The sequence below is a fragment of the Pantoea stewartii subsp. stewartii genome (assembly GCF_008801695.1).
GTDB lineage: Bacteria > Pseudomonadota > Gammaproteobacteria > Enterobacterales > Enterobacteriaceae > Pantoea > Pantoea stewartii.
The window spans coordinates 1-15,153 of sequence record NZ_VZPF01000041.1; the positions used below are offsets into that span (position 1 = coordinate 1).

At 53.1% G+C, this 15,153-nt stretch carries 13 protein-coding genes and 2 pseudogenes; 3 read left to right on the forward strand and 12 right to left on the reverse strand.

The genetic code is table 11. The features are described from left to right. A pseudogene (locus tag F7Q90_RS13535) lies at positions 1-174 on the reverse strand (IS630 family transposase); the annotation flags it as partial. A gap of 669 nt (positions 175-843) precedes the next feature. On the opposite strand from F7Q90_RS13535, the gene xylA reads away from it, so the two are divergent. Further along, positions 844-2,166 (forward strand): xylose isomerase, encoded by a 1,323-nt coding sequence (gene xylA, locus F7Q90_RS13540; protein WP_006121214.1) that lies wholly within the window; start codon positions 844-846, stop codon positions 2,164-2,166. A gap of 17 nt (positions 2,167-2,183) precedes the next feature. Beyond that, entirely contained in the window at positions 2,184-3,629 is a 1,446-nt protein-coding gene (xylB, locus tag F7Q90_RS13545; protein ID WP_006121213.1) for a xylulokinase, read from the forward strand. 58 nt (positions 3,630-3,687) lie between these two features. Here xylB and F7Q90_RS13550 read toward each other — a convergent pair whose 3' ends face one another. The 8 genes and pseudogenes from F7Q90_RS13550 to pstS form a co-directional block, all read right to left on the reverse strand. Further along, positions 3,688-4,206 carry a GNAT family N-acetyltransferase gene (locus tag F7Q90_RS13550; protein ID WP_141119401.1) on the reverse strand — a complete coding sequence of 173 codons (519 nt, stop codon included), beginning with the start codon at positions 4,204-4,206 and terminating at the stop codon, positions 3,688-3,690. Between the two features lie 83 nt (positions 4,207-4,289). Continuing rightward, positions 4,290-4,706: a hypothetical protein gene (locus tag F7Q90_RS13555; RefSeq protein ID WP_141119400.1), complete on the reverse strand. Its 417-nt coding sequence runs from the start codon at positions 4,704-4,706 to the stop codon at positions 4,290-4,292. 12 nt (positions 4,707-4,718) lie between these two features. Next, a pseudogene (locus tag F7Q90_RS13560) lies at positions 4,719-5,956 on the reverse strand (MFS transporter). A gap of 110 nt (positions 5,957-6,066) precedes the next feature. Beyond that, a complete protein-coding gene (phoU, locus tag F7Q90_RS13565; protein ID WP_006121211.1) occupies positions 6,067-6,804 on the reverse strand; it encodes a phosphate signaling complex protein PhoU in 738 nt (245 codons plus the stop codon). 17 nt (positions 6,805-6,821) lie between these two features. Then, on the reverse strand, positions 6,822-7,595 hold the full coding sequence (pstB, locus tag F7Q90_RS13570) for a phosphate ABC transporter ATP-binding protein PstB (RefSeq protein ID WP_006121210.1): 774 nt from the start codon (positions 7,593-7,595) through the stop codon (positions 6,822-6,824). Between the two features lie 44 nt (positions 7,596-7,639). Then, complete coding sequence (gene pstA, locus F7Q90_RS13575; protein WP_006121209.1) at positions 7,640-8,530, reverse strand: phosphate ABC transporter permease PstA; 891 nt, start codon at positions 8,528-8,530, stop codon at positions 7,640-7,642. After that, the gene (gene pstC, locus F7Q90_RS13580) at positions 8,527-9,489 is read right to left on the reverse strand and encodes a phosphate ABC transporter permease PstC (protein WP_006121208.1); all 963 of its coding nucleotides are present in this window, start codon (positions 9,487-9,489) and stop codon (positions 8,527-8,529) included. Before pstC ends, pstA begins: the two co-directional genes overlap by 4 nt. Positions 9,490-9,575: 86 nt before the next feature. Further along, positions 9,576-10,619, reverse strand: a complete 1,044-nt coding sequence (pstS, locus tag F7Q90_RS13585) for a phosphate ABC transporter substrate-binding protein PstS (protein WP_006121207.1) — start codon at positions 10,617-10,619, stop codon at positions 9,576-9,578. A 206-nt stretch (positions 10,620-10,825) separates the two neighbouring features. Here pstS and F7Q90_RS27220 point away from each other — a divergent pair, with 206 nt between their 5' ends. Further along, positions 10,826-11,023, forward strand: coding sequence for a hypothetical protein (locus F7Q90_RS27220; protein ID WP_006121206.1), 198 nt, complete (start codon positions 10,826-10,828; stop codon positions 11,021-11,023). A gap of 192 nt (positions 11,024-11,215) precedes the next feature. Here the strand turns inward: F7Q90_RS27220 and glmS are convergent, their stop codons facing one another. The 3 genes from glmS to F7Q90_RS13605 form a co-directional block, all read right to left on the reverse strand. Continuing rightward, positions 11,216-13,045, reverse strand: a complete 1,830-nt coding sequence (gene glmS / locus F7Q90_RS13595) for a glutamine--fructose-6-phosphate transaminase (isomerizing) (protein ID WP_151161018.1) — start codon at positions 13,043-13,045, stop codon at positions 11,216-11,218. Between the two features lie 145 nt (positions 13,046-13,190). Continuing rightward, complete coding sequence (gene glmU / locus F7Q90_RS13600) at positions 13,191-14,561, reverse strand: bifunctional UDP-N-acetylglucosamine diphosphorylase/glucosamine-1-phosphate N-acetyltransferase GlmU (RefSeq protein WP_006121204.1); 1,371 nt, start codon at positions 14,559-14,561, stop codon at positions 13,191-13,193. A gap of 161 nt (positions 14,562-14,722) precedes the next feature. Next, a complete protein-coding gene (locus F7Q90_RS13605; protein WP_006121203.1) occupies positions 14,723-15,142 on the reverse strand; it encodes a F0F1 ATP synthase subunit epsilon in 420 nt (139 codons plus the stop codon). Positions 15,143-15,153: the final 11 nt, after the last annotated feature.

Sequence of the window (15,153 nt, forward strand, 5' to 3'; positions counted from 1 at the left end):
ACCAATCGATGAGCGGGCACAGCAGAGTGTTCTGGCAACATGACTGACGGTGTCACCACGATGCAGCATCAGCATGGCGGTGAGCCGCCGGGCGTGGTTTTTGTCCTTTGTTTTATGGATAGTTTTCTGCATCAGGCGTCGTTCGGTTCTGGGTATTGGTGCTATGATCGACATTGCTCAGTCCGGCTGGTGATTTGGGATATTCAGCGATTGATCAGATCGCATAAACCGGACTGAGTTCCCTCTAAGTGATCTACTATTCCGAGCAGTTATTTAGCGCAGCGAGTAATGCGGGTTTCATTTTCATCATGGTCATCCTGTAGGGAACGGTTATTGTCGTTGTAAGGGGCTTTGTTGAATAAATGGATTTTATGCTGTGGTACTATGAAAACGGTTGTTTCAGATAACATAAAATCAATGTGTTACATGCTTGCGTATGACGGTGTTCTGTCTGGCATCAGCGTTTTCTACCAAAACAGTGCAGACAAAACAGAATGATTACCTATTATTCAACAAAGCCGTTGTAAGGCTATGAACCAGGCGGATGAATTGTTCACCTTATTTTTACCTGCCAGCAATTACTGATTTTTATCCGGCTATTACGTTTTTTGGTTTATTTCTGAATTTTTGAGCGCGATCCAAATTTTAACATTTTCAGACTCGCCGTTACCGCAAACTGCACAGCATGAGGTCATCTCATCGTCATATTTTTTTGCGAGCAAGCGCACAATAAATAATTCTCTTACTGCCTGTGTGAAATATCGTAATTGAGTAGTCAGAAAGCGGATACGCACAATATGGCTTCTGGGTAACCCATTCGGGACCACTGTTAAGGAGCAAACCATGCACGCTTATTTTGACCAGCTTGATCGCGTTCGCTACGAAGGCGCAAAAACCATTAATCCTCTGGCCTTCCGCCACTACAACCCTGACGAAGTCATCCTGGGGAAAACCATGGCTGAGCATCTGCGCTTCGCCGCCTGTTACTGGCACACCTTCTGCTGGAATGGCGCGGACATGTTTGGTGTCGGCGCTTTTGATCGTCCATGGCAAAAAGCGGGCGATGCGCTGGCGCTGGCCAAACTGAAAGCGGACGTTGCCTTTGAGTTTTTCCACAAGCTGAACGTGCCTTACTACTGCTTTCACGATGTGGACGTCTCACCTGAAGGTGACTCCTTAAAAAGCTATCGCGAAAACCTGGCGGTAATGACCGATACGTTGCAGGCGAAACAGCAGGAAACGGGCTTAAAACTGCTCTGGGGCACCGCTAACTGCTTTACACATCCGCGCTACGGTGCGGGTGCCGCCACCAATCCGGATCCGGAAGTATTTTCCTGGGCCGCCAGTCAGGTGTGCAGTGCAATGAAAGCGACCCAAACGCTGGGGGGCGAAAACTACGTACTGTGGGGCGGACGCGAAGGCTATGAAACGCTGTTAAATACCGACCTGCGCCAGGAGCGCGAGCAGATTGGCCGCTTTATGCAGATGGTCGTTGAACATAAGCACAAAATCGGCTTCCAGGGCACGCTCCTGATTGAACCCAAACCGCAGGAGCCGACCAAACATCAGTACGATTATGACGTTGCGACGGTTTATGGCTTCCTGAAGCAGTTTGGCCTGGAAAAAGAGATTAAGGTAAATGTGGAAGCCAACCATGCCACGCTGGCGGGTCACTCATTCCATCACGAAATAGCGACGGCGATTGCGCTGGGTGTATTTGGTTCGGTCGATGCCAATAGGGGTGATGCCCAGTGTGGCTGGGACACCGATCAGTTCCCGGTCAGCGTGGAAGAGAACGCGCTGGTGATGTATGAAATTATCAAAGCAGGCGGCTTTACCACAGGCGGCTTAAACTTTGATGCCAAAGTACGTCGGCAGAGCACCGACAAGTACGATCTGTTCTATGGACACATCGGAGCCATGGACACGATGGCGCTGGCGTTGAAAGTGGCGGCGCGTATGCTGTCTGACGGTGAGCTTGATCAGCGCGTGGCACAGCGCTACAGCGGCTGGAACGGGGAGTTTGGTCAGCAGATTTTGAAAGGTGAGTTTTCACTGGAAACGCTCGCGGCCCATGCGCACCAGCAGCAGTTCAATCCGCAACATCGCAGCGGCCGCCAGGAGCAACTGGAAAACCTGGTGAATCATTACCTCTATGACTTCTAATCCGTAAGGAGCGCGACATGGTAATCGGGATCGATATCGGCACATCCGGCGTAAAAGTCGTGTTGCTGGATGTGCAAGGGCAGGTAGCGGCGGTGGAAACGGCCCCACTAACGGTTTCCCGCCCGCATCCGTTATGGAGCGAGCAAGATCCCGAAAGCTGGTGGCAGGCCACGGATAAGGCAATGCAGGCACTGGCACAACGGCACGACCTGAGCACGGTGAAAGCTGTGGGCCTGACAGGACAGATGCACGGCGCGACCTTGCTGGACGCGCAGCATCGGGTGCTGCGTCCCGCCATTCTCTGGAACGACGGACGCAGCGGCGATCAGTGCCGTGAACTGGAGCAGCGGGTACCTGACTCTCGGCGCATCACCGGTAACCTGATGATGCCAGGCTTTACCGCGCCCAAACTATTATGGGTGCAACAGCACGAACCAGACATTTTTGCCCGGATTGCCAGGGTGCTGCTGCCTAAAGATTACCTGCGCTGGCGCCTGAGCGGCGAGTTTGCCAGCGACATGTCTGATGCAGCCGGAACCATGTGGCTGGATGTGGAAAAGCGTGACTGGAGTGAGGAGATGCTCGCGGCCTGCGGGCTGGATCACAGCCAGATGCCAGCCCTGTTCGAAGGCAACCAGATTACCGGTACTTTATCAGCCGCGATCGCGCAGCGCTGGTCGCTGCCGCAGGTGCCGATCGTGGCGGGCGGTGGCGATAACGCGGCAGGCGCGGTCGGCGTCGGCATGGTAGCGCCGGGGCAAGGGATGTTGTCACTCGGTACCTCCGGCGTGTACTTCGTGGTCAGCGAAGGCTATCTCAGCAATCCCGAGCAGGCGGTACACAGCTTTTGTCATGCGCTGCCGCAGCGCTGGCACCTGATGTCGGTAATGCTGAGCGCCGCTTCCTGCCTGGACTGGGCAGCGTCACTGACGGGCTGCGATGATGTCCCGCACCTGTTAGCCGAAGCGGAACGTGCAAAAGACGATGCGCCCGCCTTGTGGTTTTTGCCTTATCTTTCCGGTGAACGCACACCGCATAATAATCCGCATGCCTGCGGCAGCTTCTTTGGGTTTACCCACCAGCATGGGCGACCCGAGCTGGCGCGCGCCGTGCTGGAAGGCGTCGGTTTTGCGCTGGCAGATGGCATGGATGTGGTTCACGACTGCGGCGTAACACCCGAAAGCATCATGCTGATTGGCGGTGGAGCACGAAGTCGCTACTGGCGGCAGATGCTGGCAGATATCAGCGGACAAACACTGGACTACTGCGAAGGTGGCGATGTCGGCCCGGCGCTGGGTGCCGCCCGACTGGCGCAGATGGCAATAGATAACAATCTGACCATTCCGGCCCTGAAGCAGGTGCAGCGCCATGAGCCAGATCCGGCTCGTCATGCACATTATCAGCCGAGACGTGAGACGTTCGGTCGGTTGTATCAGCAGTTGCTGCCGCTGATGAATCTGTAATTCAGCCAGAGGGCAACGGTGTTGCCCTCTGGCTGCGCAGGGTTTTCATCGTCGCCGATCAAGGCTGTCCTGCTGGAAGAAATTCATATCTGAGCACGCATCGACGGCCTGCTTTTTCGGCTACGCGGATTGAGGGACGATTCCCCGGAACAATCGTGCCCGCTAACAGGGAATTTCGTTTACCCGAAAGACACAGCTGTTTTCTTAAAACCTGCTGAGCAAGGGATGCCAGCGATCGCCCTTGATATTCAGGCAATATCACTTCCTCAGTTATCTGGAATGCCTGAAGAAACCCTACCGTACCTTCCTCACAAACAATAAACCCGACACGTTGTGCTTCTTCATAAAGAATAAAAACACTGCCATCAGAAATTTTTTCCATCAGTGTACTTTCATTCGTCGGCAGTAAACTTTCTTTCAAAGCAGGCATGGCTTCCCATGCCCGTTGATAAGCGTCAGTCAACCCTTGCATGCACCAGCTCAAACTTCTTGCGTCAGCGCGAATTAGTGTCAAATGATGTTCTTCAGCCTCGTTTCCCTTGCTGGTGAGGGCTGAGGCATAGATGAGTTGATCCATTTCTCCGCATACAGGAATGTCGCCAGGCACGAGAATGCGAACACGCTGAGGCTTAATTTCTGACCATTCCCTGCAAATTTTCGTTATGACATGCGAAGTAATGGGGGCATCAAATGCCACGATATCGACAAAAAATGCGCAGGGAGTCCCGTTTCCTTCCACGGAAACTGTGTGGCAAATGACATATCGCAACACCATGAGCGTTGCATGCTAAGCCATTTTTCCAACTGAAACCTTAAGGCTTCTTCTGTCAAAGGAAGACTTTTGTAGTAATCGAGTAAACTGGCCAGCATGGTGCGAACCCTGATGAATACGATGAAATCATTGCCTGTTTTCGCGCGGCGAAGTTCCGCATTGCGTCTTTCCACCAACATCGGCCTGGAATGAATACGCAAACAGCCAGTGTAACCATGCGCAATGGACGAATTCAGTTCAGCAAACGATCCGGGCATCCCCAGCCAACTTAAACCGGCTTCATTATAAAGCCGGTTAAGTGACATCAGCCGGGTTACTTAACCAATCGCCCCCAGCGCATCGTCCTGGCTTTGCTTTTTCGGCAGCAGGAACAGCGTTGCTGCAATATCCAGCAGGTAGATCAGGGTCAGTAGCGTGATAGCAGCCACGAAGGAGAATTTACCCGCCAGCAGCCCGATCACCAACGGTCCCAATCCACCGACGCCGCGCCCCAGATTAAACAATACGTTCTGCGCGGTCGCACGAACCCGCGGCGGAAAGGTATCTGAGATCAATGCGCCATAGCCGCCAATCATACCGTTGACGAACAGGCCCATCAGCGCACCGGTAAACAACATCACGGTCGGATCGCGCAGTTGCGCATAAACCACAACCATCACGACCGCACCGAACTGGTAAAGCAGAAAGATTTTCCAGCGCGCAAAGCGATCGGCCAGCACGCCAAACAGCCAGATGCCAAAGGTCATGCCCACCACGGTTACCGCCGTCCAGACGCCGGATTTGGTCAGACTGAAACCGAAGTTAGAGGACAGGTAACTGGGCATCCAGATCATCAGGCCGTAATAACCGAAGTTCTGAACGGAACAGAGAATAAAGATCCCCAGGCTGGCTTTGCTGGTGGCACGGTCTTTAAACAGCAGTTTCAGTCGGGCGGGAAAGGACAGCGAGGGAACATGTTTAATTTGACGGGTGAAGCTCTCGGGTTCGCCCATGCTGCGGCGAATAACAAATGACACCAGCGCGGGCAGTAATCCCACCAGGAACATGCCGCGCCAGCCAATCACACTCAGTAAAGGCGGGGTGATAAATGCCGCCAGCAGTACGCCGAGTTGCCAGCCGATGCCGACCCAGGCCGAGGCGCGGTTGCGCTTTTCTGCCGGCCAGGCTTCTGCAATCAGCGCCATGCCGATGCCAAACTCACCGCCCAGTCCCATGCCCGCCAGCGTACGGTACGCCAGCAGATCCCAGTAACCCTGCGCCACTGCACACAATCCGGTAAAGACAGAGAACATCAGTATCGTGATGGTTAACACACGAATGCGCCCATAGCGATCGCTGAGGTGGCCAAACACAATGCCGCCGATGACCGCGCCGATCAGCGTCCAGGTCACCAGTGAACCAGCCTGTGACGGATCAAGTGCCAGCGACAGGCTGATAGCGGGCAGCATAAACCCAGAATCAGCAGATCGAATCCGTCCATGGCATAACCGCTGACGGCAGCCAGCATCGCTTTCGCAGGCGTAATGCTCTGCTTAACAGGGGAAGAAGAGGACATGAGTGCGCACCCGTTGGTTAAAAAACTGGCGCAAGTATAAAGAGCTAAGAGGATGGGGTCTATGCAGAATAGCCGGAGCCGTGCGCCTTATGGCGCACGGTTGCGCGAGATCAAGACGGCTTGTTGCTACCGTCGTCGTCACCGGATAACAGCGCGTCCAGCCTGTCGCCGCCCACGTGACGGAAATCCTGACCTTTCACGAAGTAGAAAATGATTTCGCAGATATTCTGGCAGCGGTCACCGATACGTTCGATGGCACGGGCGCAAAACAGCGCCGTCAGAACGCTGGGAATCGTCCGCGGATCTTCCATCATGTAGGTCATCAGCTGACGCACAATGCCTTCGTACTCTTTATCCACTTTCTTGTCTTCACGGTAGATCTGCACGGCTTCGTTAAGATCCATGCGCGCAAAGGCATCCAGCACATCATGCAGCATCTGCACAGTATGACGGCCCAGCGATTCCAGGCTGACCAGCAGCGGCAGATGTTGCTGGCCAAACTTCTCCAGCGCAGTGCGGCTGATTTTCTCGGCAACATCGCCGATGCGTTCCAGTTCGGAGATGGTTTTGATAATCGCCATGACCAGACGTAAATCGATAGCGGTCGGCTGACGTTTGGCGATGATGCGCACACAGGCTTCATCAATCTCCACTTCCATCATGTTGACCTTCTGGTCGCCATCAATGACGCGCTGGGCCAGTTCGCCGTCCAGATTATGCATGGCGGTAATGGCATCGGTCAGCTGCTGCTCAACCATGCCGCCCATGATCATCACCTGCGTGCGGATGTGCTCCAGCTCAGCGTTAAACTGACCGGAGATGTGTTTATTCAGATTTAAACTGTCCATGGCGATCTCCTGTCTAATCAGCCGTAGCGACCTGTAATGTAGTCTTCCGTTTGTTTCTGTGCCGGCTTGGTGAACAGCGTGTCGGTGTCGCTGAACTCAATCAGTTCGCCCAGATACATAAACGCCGTGTGGTCGGAACAACGTGCCGCCTGCTGCATGTTGTGTGTCACGATCACGACGGTGTAATCCTGCTTCAGTTCAGTAATGAGTTCTTCGATACGGCCGGTAGATATGGGATCCAGCGCTGAACAGGGCTCATCCAGCAGCAGGACTTCCGGACGAATGGCGATACCGCGCGCAATACACAGACGCTGCTGCTGGCCGCCTGACAGACTGTAGCCACTCTGATGCAGCTTGTCTTTGGTTTCAGTCCACAGGGCTGCCTTTGTAAGCGCCCACTGCACACGCTCGTCCATATCGGCGCGAGACAGCTTTTCAAACAAGCGCACGCCAAAGGCGATATTGTCATAAATCGACATCGGGAAAGGCGTTGGCTTCTGGAACACCATGCCAATCCGGGCGCGCAGCAGGGCGATATCCTGGTTGGACGCCAGAATGTTGTCGCCGTCCAGCAGAATATCCCCTTCCGCGCGCTGCTCGGGATAGAGCGAATACATTTTATTGAAGGTTCGCAGCAAAGTGGATTTACCACAGCCTGAAGGGCCGATAAAGGCCGTCACCTGATTCTTCGCAATATCCAGGTTGATGTTCTTCAGAGCGTGAAACTTGCCGTAATAAAAATTCAGATTACGGACCTGAATCTTACCCGCTGATGCAGTCGCAGTACTCATTGCTTTTCTCTCTTATACGACACCGCACAGGGCCGTGTCAGTCGTTAACCGTGTTTACCCTTGGCGAATACCACGCGTGCTACGATATTTAACAGCAACACACAGAGGGTAATAATCAGTACGCCCGCCCAGCCCAGACTTTGCCACTCGGCGAACGGACTCATCGCAAATTTAAAGATGGTGACCGGCAGGTTTGCCAGCGGCTGCATCATGTCGGTGCTCCAGAACTGGTTCGACAGCGCAGTAAACAGCAGCGGCGCGGTTTCGCCCGCGATGCGCGCTACCGCCAGCAGCACACCCGTAATAATCCCGGATACGGACGCTTTCAGCGTAATGGCGGAAATCATCTTCCATTTGGGCGTACCCAGCGCATAGGCTGCTTCGCGCATGCTGTCAGGCACCAGTCGTAACATGTTTTCCGTCGTGCGAATCACTATTGGAATCTGTAACAACGCCAGCGCTATCACACCTGCCCAGCCTGAGAAGTGGTGCATCTGCGCCACGACAATGGTGTAGACAAACAGGCCCACAACAATCGATGGGGCAGACAGCAGGATGTCGTTAATGAAACGAATCACTTCCGCCAGTAAAGACTTACGACCATATTCTGCCAGATACACACCCGCCAGAATGCCCAGTGGCGTACCAATGAATGTCGACCATAAAATCAGTAAACCGCTACCTACCAGCGCATTGGCTAATCCGCCTCCCGCCGTGTTTGGCGGCGGTGTGGACTCGGTAAACAGCGACCATGAAAGCCCGTCAATGCCGCGGCTCACGGTGGTAAACAAAATCCAGACCAGCCAGAATAAGCCAAATGCCATCGTCAGCAAGGACAGCGTTAAGGCGATTTTGTTCTTGGTGCTACGCCACGACTGCATTTTGCGACGTGACGCTTCCAGTTCGGCCCGAGCCTGTACTTCCATTGTTGTCATGATCGCGCTCCTTCACTTTTTGCCAGGCGCATAATCATTAACTTGGAAATCGCCAGCACAATAAAGGTGATAACAAACAGAATCAGGCCCAGTTCCATCAGTGCCGCTACGTGAACACCCGATTCGGCTTCAGCAAACTCATTCGCCAGTGCCGAGGTGATACTGTTGCCTGGCATAAACAGTGAGGCACTGTCGAGCTGGTAGGTGTTACCGATAATAAAGGTGACCGCCATGGTTTCGCCTAGCGCACGTCCCAGGCCCAGCATGATGCCGCCGATGACGCCGTTTTTAGTAAACGGCAATACGATGCGCCAGATCACTTCCCACGTGGTGCAGCCAATCCCATAGGCTGACTCTTTCATCATCACCGGCGTCTGCTCAAACACGTCGCGCATGACTGAAGCAATATAGGGAATGATCATGATGGCCAGAATCACACCTGCGGCCAGAATACCGATACCAAACGCCGGACCGGAGAACAGAGCGCCAATAATCGGAATGCCCGAGAGGACATCACCAACGGGCGTCTGGAAATATTCTGCGAACAGCGGAGCAAAGATAAATAAGCCCCACATACCATAAACAATACTCGGAATCGCAGCGAGCAGCTCAATTGCGGTTCCCAGTGGACGTCGTAACCAGCCTGGTGAGAGTTCGGTCAGAAAAAGAGCAATACCGAAACTGACCGGTACCGCAATAATCAACGCAATGATTGAGGTGACAAGTGTGCCGTAAATCGGCACCAGTGCACCGAATTGTTCGTTAGGAGCGTCCCAGGTTTTGGTCCACAAAAACGCGAAACCAAATTTCTGTATGCTTGGCCAGGAAGAGAAGATCAGGGAGACGATAATGCCGCCCATAAGCAACAGAACAATCAGCGCAGAGAGTTTTACCAGCGCGCCAAAAATTCGGTCACCTTGCTTACCTGGGGCTTTGAATGCCGACTTCGTTGCAGCCATAGAAGTCTTCGTCCTCAGAAGTTATCAGGGCGGCAGACGCCGCCCTTGAAGGCTGACCAGCACGCAGGCTGGTCAGGGTCATTCACTTACTTATAAAGCGCTTTACCAGAACTGTCTTTGATATTGGCTTTCCAGGCAGCACGGATCTGCTGAACCACGCTCTCCGGCAGGGTGGCATAATCCAGCGCATTGGCCGTTTTACCGCCATCTTTGTAGGCCCAGTCAAAGAACTTCAGGACTTCGGCACCTTTCGCCGCATTAGTCTGATCTTTGTAAATCAGGATAAAGGTGGTTGAGGTGATCGGCCATGCATCATTGCCTTTCTGGAAGGTCAGATCCTGAGCAAACGATTTGCTCCAGTCTGCGCCTTTCGCGGCATTAGAGAAGCTGGTTTCGCTTGGCGCAACCGCTTTGCCGTCCGCATCCATCAGTTTGGTATAGGTCAGGTTATTCTGTTTGGCATACGCGTACTCAACGTAACCAATAGAACCTGGCAGACGCTGTACAAACGCTGCTACGCCATCGTTACCTTTACCGCCCAGACCGGTTGGCCAGTTAACGGTGTTGCCTTTACCAATTTTGCTGTTCCACTCTTCATTCACTTTCGCCAGGTAGCTGGTGAAAACGAAAGAGGTACCTGAGCCATCCGCGCGACGCACCACGTTGATGTTGGTATCGGGCAGTTTCACGCCTGGGTTCAGTTTAACAATCGCAGGATCGTTCCACTTTTTGATGTTACCCAGATAGATGTCGCCAACGGTTTTACCGTCCAGCGTCAGCTGACCAGATTTGATGCCTGGCAGGTTAACCGCCAGCACCACGCCACCGATTACGGTAGGGAACTGGAACAGACCATATTTCTGCAGATCTTCGTCTTTCATAGGCGCATCGGAGGCACCGAAATCAACGGTTTTGGCGATAATTTGTTTTACACCGCCAGATGAACCAATGCCCTGATAGTTGATTTTGCTACCGGTGGCTTGCTGATACTCTGCTGCCCACTTGGCATAAACCGGCGCCGGGAATGTACCGCCAGCACCGGTCAGATCGGTGGCTGCAAATGCAGAAACCGCACTAACGGCAAGAGAGGCGGCGAGGATTCGGGCTACGGTGCTACGCATCAGTGTCATGTTCCCTCCAGGGGAGAAAAGTCAGGCTAAGTGCCTTTTTAGTAAGAGTCAGTGATTGCTGCAGGAGGGAAAATAGGACAGTTTAGTGACAGAAAAATGTAGTTAATATTACAGTTATATGACAGGCACAATTATTGCTCATTTCATGAGACTCCTCTCGAAAAGGACATGTTCGATGAGATTTATGAAGAAGCTTCTGGTGTGCAATGTCGTCCTGCTCTGTACGCTTACAGGCGGAAGATACGACACCCACGATTCATTTAGATAAATTTTATACCGCAGCTAATAACAGAGGCGCTCTGGCTATATTGGGTTATTACGGCACCGTTAAACAATCATCCGTCGATGTTGAAGGTGTTATTGCAATGAAAGATAAGATTAAAGACTTAACAAAAACGCTATAAAATCATGCAAATATCCTCAGTCAACTCGCCAAAAGCTAAGCAACAATGAGGATACGATCAATAACCTGCAGCGTTCACTCGATGAGGCTAACCGCAAAATCAGCGAGCAACAGCGTGCACTGGAGCAATGCAGTAGCAAGATCAAATAAATGAAACGCGTGAATCCCGTCGGGGATTCACGCATAAGATGCATTACTCGACCGTTACCGATTTCGCCAGGTTACGCGGCTGATCCACATCGGTGCCTTTGATCAGGGCCACATGATAGGAGAGCAGCTGGAGCGGCACGGTATAGAAGATAGGCGCAATGGCCTCTTCGACGTGCGGCAGAGGAATGATTTTCATTCCTTCGCTGTCACTGAAACCGGCATCCTGATCGGCAAACACGTACAGCAGACCGCCACGTGCGCGTACTTCTTCGATATTCGATTTCAGCTTCTCTAACAGTTCATTGTTCGGTGCCACCACAATGACCGGCATATCGGCATCGATCAACGCCAGCGGACCGTGCTTGAGTTCACCTGCCGCATAGGCTTCCGCATGAATATACGAGATCTCCTTCAGCTTGAGCGCCCCTTCCATCGCTATAGGGTACTGATCACCACGGCCAAGGAACAGGGCATGGTGCTTATCAGAGAAATCTTCGGCCAGGTTTTCAATCAGCTTGTCCTGCGCCAGCATTTGCTCAATGCGGCTTGGCAGAGCCTGCAGACCATGCACAATTTCGTGCTCTTTTTCTGCGGACATGCCGTTCAGGCGACCGAGTTTTGCCACCAGCATCAGCAGTACGGTCAGTTGAGTGGTAAAGGCCTTTGTAGAGGCTACACCAATCTCCGTACCCGCTTTGGTCATCAGCGCCAGATCGGATTCACGTACCAGCGACGAACCCGCGACGTTACAGATAGCCAGCGATCCCAGGTACCCCAGCTCTTTCGACAGGCGCAGCGCGGCCAGCGTATCCGCCGTTTCCCCCGACTGGGACAGGGTAATCAGCAGGCTGTTTTTACGTACCGCCGATTTACGGTAGCGGAATTCGGACGCAATCTCGACATCACAAGGGAGGTTTGCCAGCGCCTCGAACCAGTAACGCGAGACCATGCCAGAGTTGTAAGAAGTGCCACAGGCGATGATCTGGATGTGCTCAACCTTGCTGAGCAGCGCTTCTGCATTTGGCCCCAGTTCGCTGAGATCGACTGCACCGTGATTAAAACGCCCCGTTAAGGTGTTTTTAATCGCATTTGGCTGCTCATAGATCTCTTTTTGCATGTAATGGCGATAGATACCTTTATCGCCGGCATCGTACTGTACGCTGGATTCGATCTCATCGCGGCGCACGGTATTACCCGCACGATCGACGATCGTAACATCGCGACGGCTGATTTCAGCGATATCGCCCTCTTCCAGATAAATAAAGCGGCGAGTGGCCGGCAACAGGGCCAGTTGGTCAGAAGCAATGAAGTTTTCACCCACACCACGACCGATCACCAGTGGGCTGCCTGAACGGGCGGCCACCAGACACGATGGATCGCGACTGTCCATGATCACCATGCCATAGGCACCGCGTAGTTGGGGAATCACACGCTGCACGACTTCACGCAGCGAACCGCCCTTTTTCTGCTCCAGATGAACCAGATGCGCTACCACTTCGGTATCGGTTTCTGAGCTGAAATGGTAACCCTGTGCAATCAGCGCTTCACGAAGCGGCTCATGGTTTTCGATAATACCGTTGTGCACTATAACGATGTGCTCAGAAACGTGCGGATGCGCATTGGCCTCTGAGGGTTCGCCATGGGTTGCCCAGCGCGTATGCGCGATACCGGTTCCGCCGTTCAGGGGTTGTTCTTCCGCTGCGGCAGCCAGCATCTGAACTTTGCCCAGACGACGCAGACGGGTGATATGGCCTTGCTGATCGACGACGGCCAGACCGGCTGAGTCATAACCGCGGTATTCCAGGCGGCGTAAACCTTCTAACAAAATTTCTGCGATATCACGTTGTGCTACTGCACCAACAATTCCACACATAAGTTATTTCCTGACTTCATGGCTGTTTGCCATTGCGTTGTCATATGACCTGATAGTCCGGCATTGCCGGTTCCCCGAGCCTTGTAGAGAGTGGGGATTATAGTTTTGGTACTGCAAGCGGCCCGTTTAGCCCGGGCCGTAAAAATTATTTTTTCTTCTGCGGGCGCTGCCAGCCGGCTTTGTGATTCTGCTCTTTACGGTTATAGACCAGATCGGCAGTGGAAATGTCTTTCATCACCGTTGTTCCGGCGGCAATCGTTGCGCCTGCCGCCACACTCACCGGTGCGACCAGCTGCGTATCCGAGCCAACAAATACATTGTCACCAATAACGGTTTTGAATTTGTTTGCGCCATCGTAATTGCAGGTAATCGTCCCTGCACCGATATTCACATTGGCGCCGATCTCCGCATCACCCAGATAAGACAGGTGACCTGCTTTAGAGCCTTTCCCGAGTCGGGCTTTTTTCATTTCAACGAAATTGCCGACGTGGGCGGCCTGGGCCAGTTCACTGCCGGGACGTAAACGCGCGAACGGGCCGACCGTACAGTCAGTGGCCAGATTCGCATCCTCGATCACCGAATAGGGGCTAATCTCGCAATCATCGCTGATGACGCTGTTTTTAATGACGCAGCCCGCACCAATTTTGACCCGGTTGCCCAACGTTACCTGGCCTTCAATAATGACGTTGACGTCGATCTCAACGTCCCGACCATGCTGCAGCGTGCCGCGCAGGTCGAAGCGTGCCGGATCGCGTAGCATAACGCCCGCAAGCAGCAGTTTTTCTGCCTGCTCCTGCTGGTAAGTGCGCTCGAGAGTTGCCAGTTGCAGACGGTTATTTACGCCATCAGTTTCGCTATTGCGTGCCGGGTGTACCGCATTGATGACCCGACCTTCCTGATGCGCCAGGGCAATGATGTCGGTGATGTAATATTCACCCTGAGCATTATTATTGGTAAGTTTTGCCAGCCAGCGTTTTAGATCACCACCGTTAGCGATCAGGATGCCAGTATTGATTTCATTAATGGCCAGTTGCGCAGGGCTGGCATCTTTCTGCTCAATAATGCCGACGATGGTGCCATTTTCACGCACGATGCGGCCGTAGCCCGTAGGGTTATCCAGTACGACGGTTAACAGTCCAATCCCGCCTTCCGGCTTCGCGTCGCGCAGACGTTGTAATGTCTCTTCAGAAATCAGCGGAACATCACCATAAAGCATCATGATGTCTTCGTCGTCTGCAAAGTGCGGAGCTGCCTGCTGCATGGCATGCCCGGTACCGAGTTGTTCTGCCTGCAACACCCAGTTAACGGCACTGTCGGTTAACGTGGCTTTGAGCTGGTCACCGCCGTGTCCGTAAACCAGATGAACCTGTTGCGCACCCAGCCCTTTTGCGGCATCAATGACGTGCTGAACCATCGGTTTACCTGCCAGCGTATGCAAGACTTTTGGCAGATCGGAATACATACGGGTGCCCTTGCCAGCCGCAAGAATCACCACACTCATCGCACTGTTAGACATATCTATCCTGACTGATTTTTGACTGAGGAACGTTAAACGATTTAGCACTGAGATTACTACATTTTTCTCGTTCCGAAATTAGCTATTATCCCGCTATCCGGGCTTCAGATAAAAAAAATGCCAGCCCAATGGGCTGGCATTTCGTGACGCATAAAGCCGGATTACATCGCTTTTTTGGTCAGCTCGATCACGCGCAGTTTGGCAATGGCTTTCGCCAGTTCTGCAGAAGCCTGAGCATAGTCCACGTCGCCGTGGCTGCTGTTCATATGCTCTTCTGCTTTACGTTTTGCTTCCAGGGCACGCGCTTCGTCCAGATCGGTACCGCGAATAGCGGTATCGGCCAGAACGGTAGTGCTGCCAGGCTGCACTTCCAGCACGCCGCCAGAGAGGTAAATAAACTCCTCTTCGCCGTGCTGTTTCACGATACGGATCATTCCAGGCTTAATGGCAGTCAGCAGCGGGGCGTGGCCAGGGAAAATCCCCAGTTCACCTTCGCTACCTGACACCTGAATTTTCTGTACCAGACTAGAGAACAGTTGGCTCTCTGCACTGACAACATCCAGGTGATAAGTCATAGCCATAATTTTCCTCC

What these genes read in the sequence shown, in the direction of transcription:
- F7Q90_RS13550 (WP_141119401.1), bottom strand. Translation starts at nt 4,206, where the DNA reads ATGGATCAACTCATCTATGCCTCAGCCCTCACCAGCAAGGGAAACGAG.
- glmU (WP_006121204.1), bottom strand. Translation starts at nt 14,561, where the DNA reads ATGTCTAACAGTGCGATGAGTGTGGTGATTCTTGCGGCTGGCAAGGGC.
- F7Q90_RS13605 (WP_006121203.1), bottom strand. Translation starts at nt 15,142, where the DNA reads ATGGCTATGACTTATCACCTGGATGTTGTCAGTGCAGAGAGCCAACTG.
- phoU (WP_006121211.1), bottom strand. Translation starts at nt 6,804, where the DNA reads ATGGACAGTTTAAATCTGAATAAACACATCTCCGGTCAGTTTAACGCT.
- F7Q90_RS13555 (WP_141119400.1), bottom strand. Translation starts at nt 4,706, where the DNA reads ATGTCACTTAACCGGCTTTATAATGAAGCCGGTTTAAGTTGGCTGGGG.
- F7Q90_RS27220 (WP_006121206.1), top strand. Translation starts at nt 10,826, where the DNA reads ATGTCGTCCTGCTCTGTACGCTTACAGGCGGAAGATACGACACCCACG.
- pstC (WP_006121208.1), bottom strand. Translation starts at nt 9,489, where the DNA reads ATGGCTGCAACGAAGTCGGCATTCAAAGCCCCAGGTAAGCAAGGTGAC.
- xylA (WP_006121214.1), top strand. Translation starts at nt 844, where the DNA reads ATGCACGCTTATTTTGACCAGCTTGATCGCGTTCGCTACGAAGGCGCA.
- xylB (WP_006121213.1), top strand. Translation starts at nt 2,184, where the DNA reads ATGGTAATCGGGATCGATATCGGCACATCCGGCGTAAAAGTCGTGTTG.
- pstB (WP_006121210.1), bottom strand. Translation starts at nt 7,595, where the DNA reads ATGAGTACTGCGACTGCATCAGCGGGTAAGATTCAGGTCCGTAATCTG.
- pstS (WP_006121207.1), bottom strand. Translation starts at nt 10,619, where the DNA reads ATGACACTGATGCGTAGCACCGTAGCCCGAATCCTCGCCGCCTCTCTT.
- glmS (WP_151161018.1), bottom strand. Translation starts at nt 13,045, where the DNA reads ATGTGTGGAATTGTTGGTGCAGTAGCACAACGTGATATCGCAGAAATT.
- pstA (WP_006121209.1), bottom strand. Translation starts at nt 8,530, where the DNA reads ATGACAACAATGGAAGTACAGGCTCGGGCCGAACTGGAAGCGTCACGT.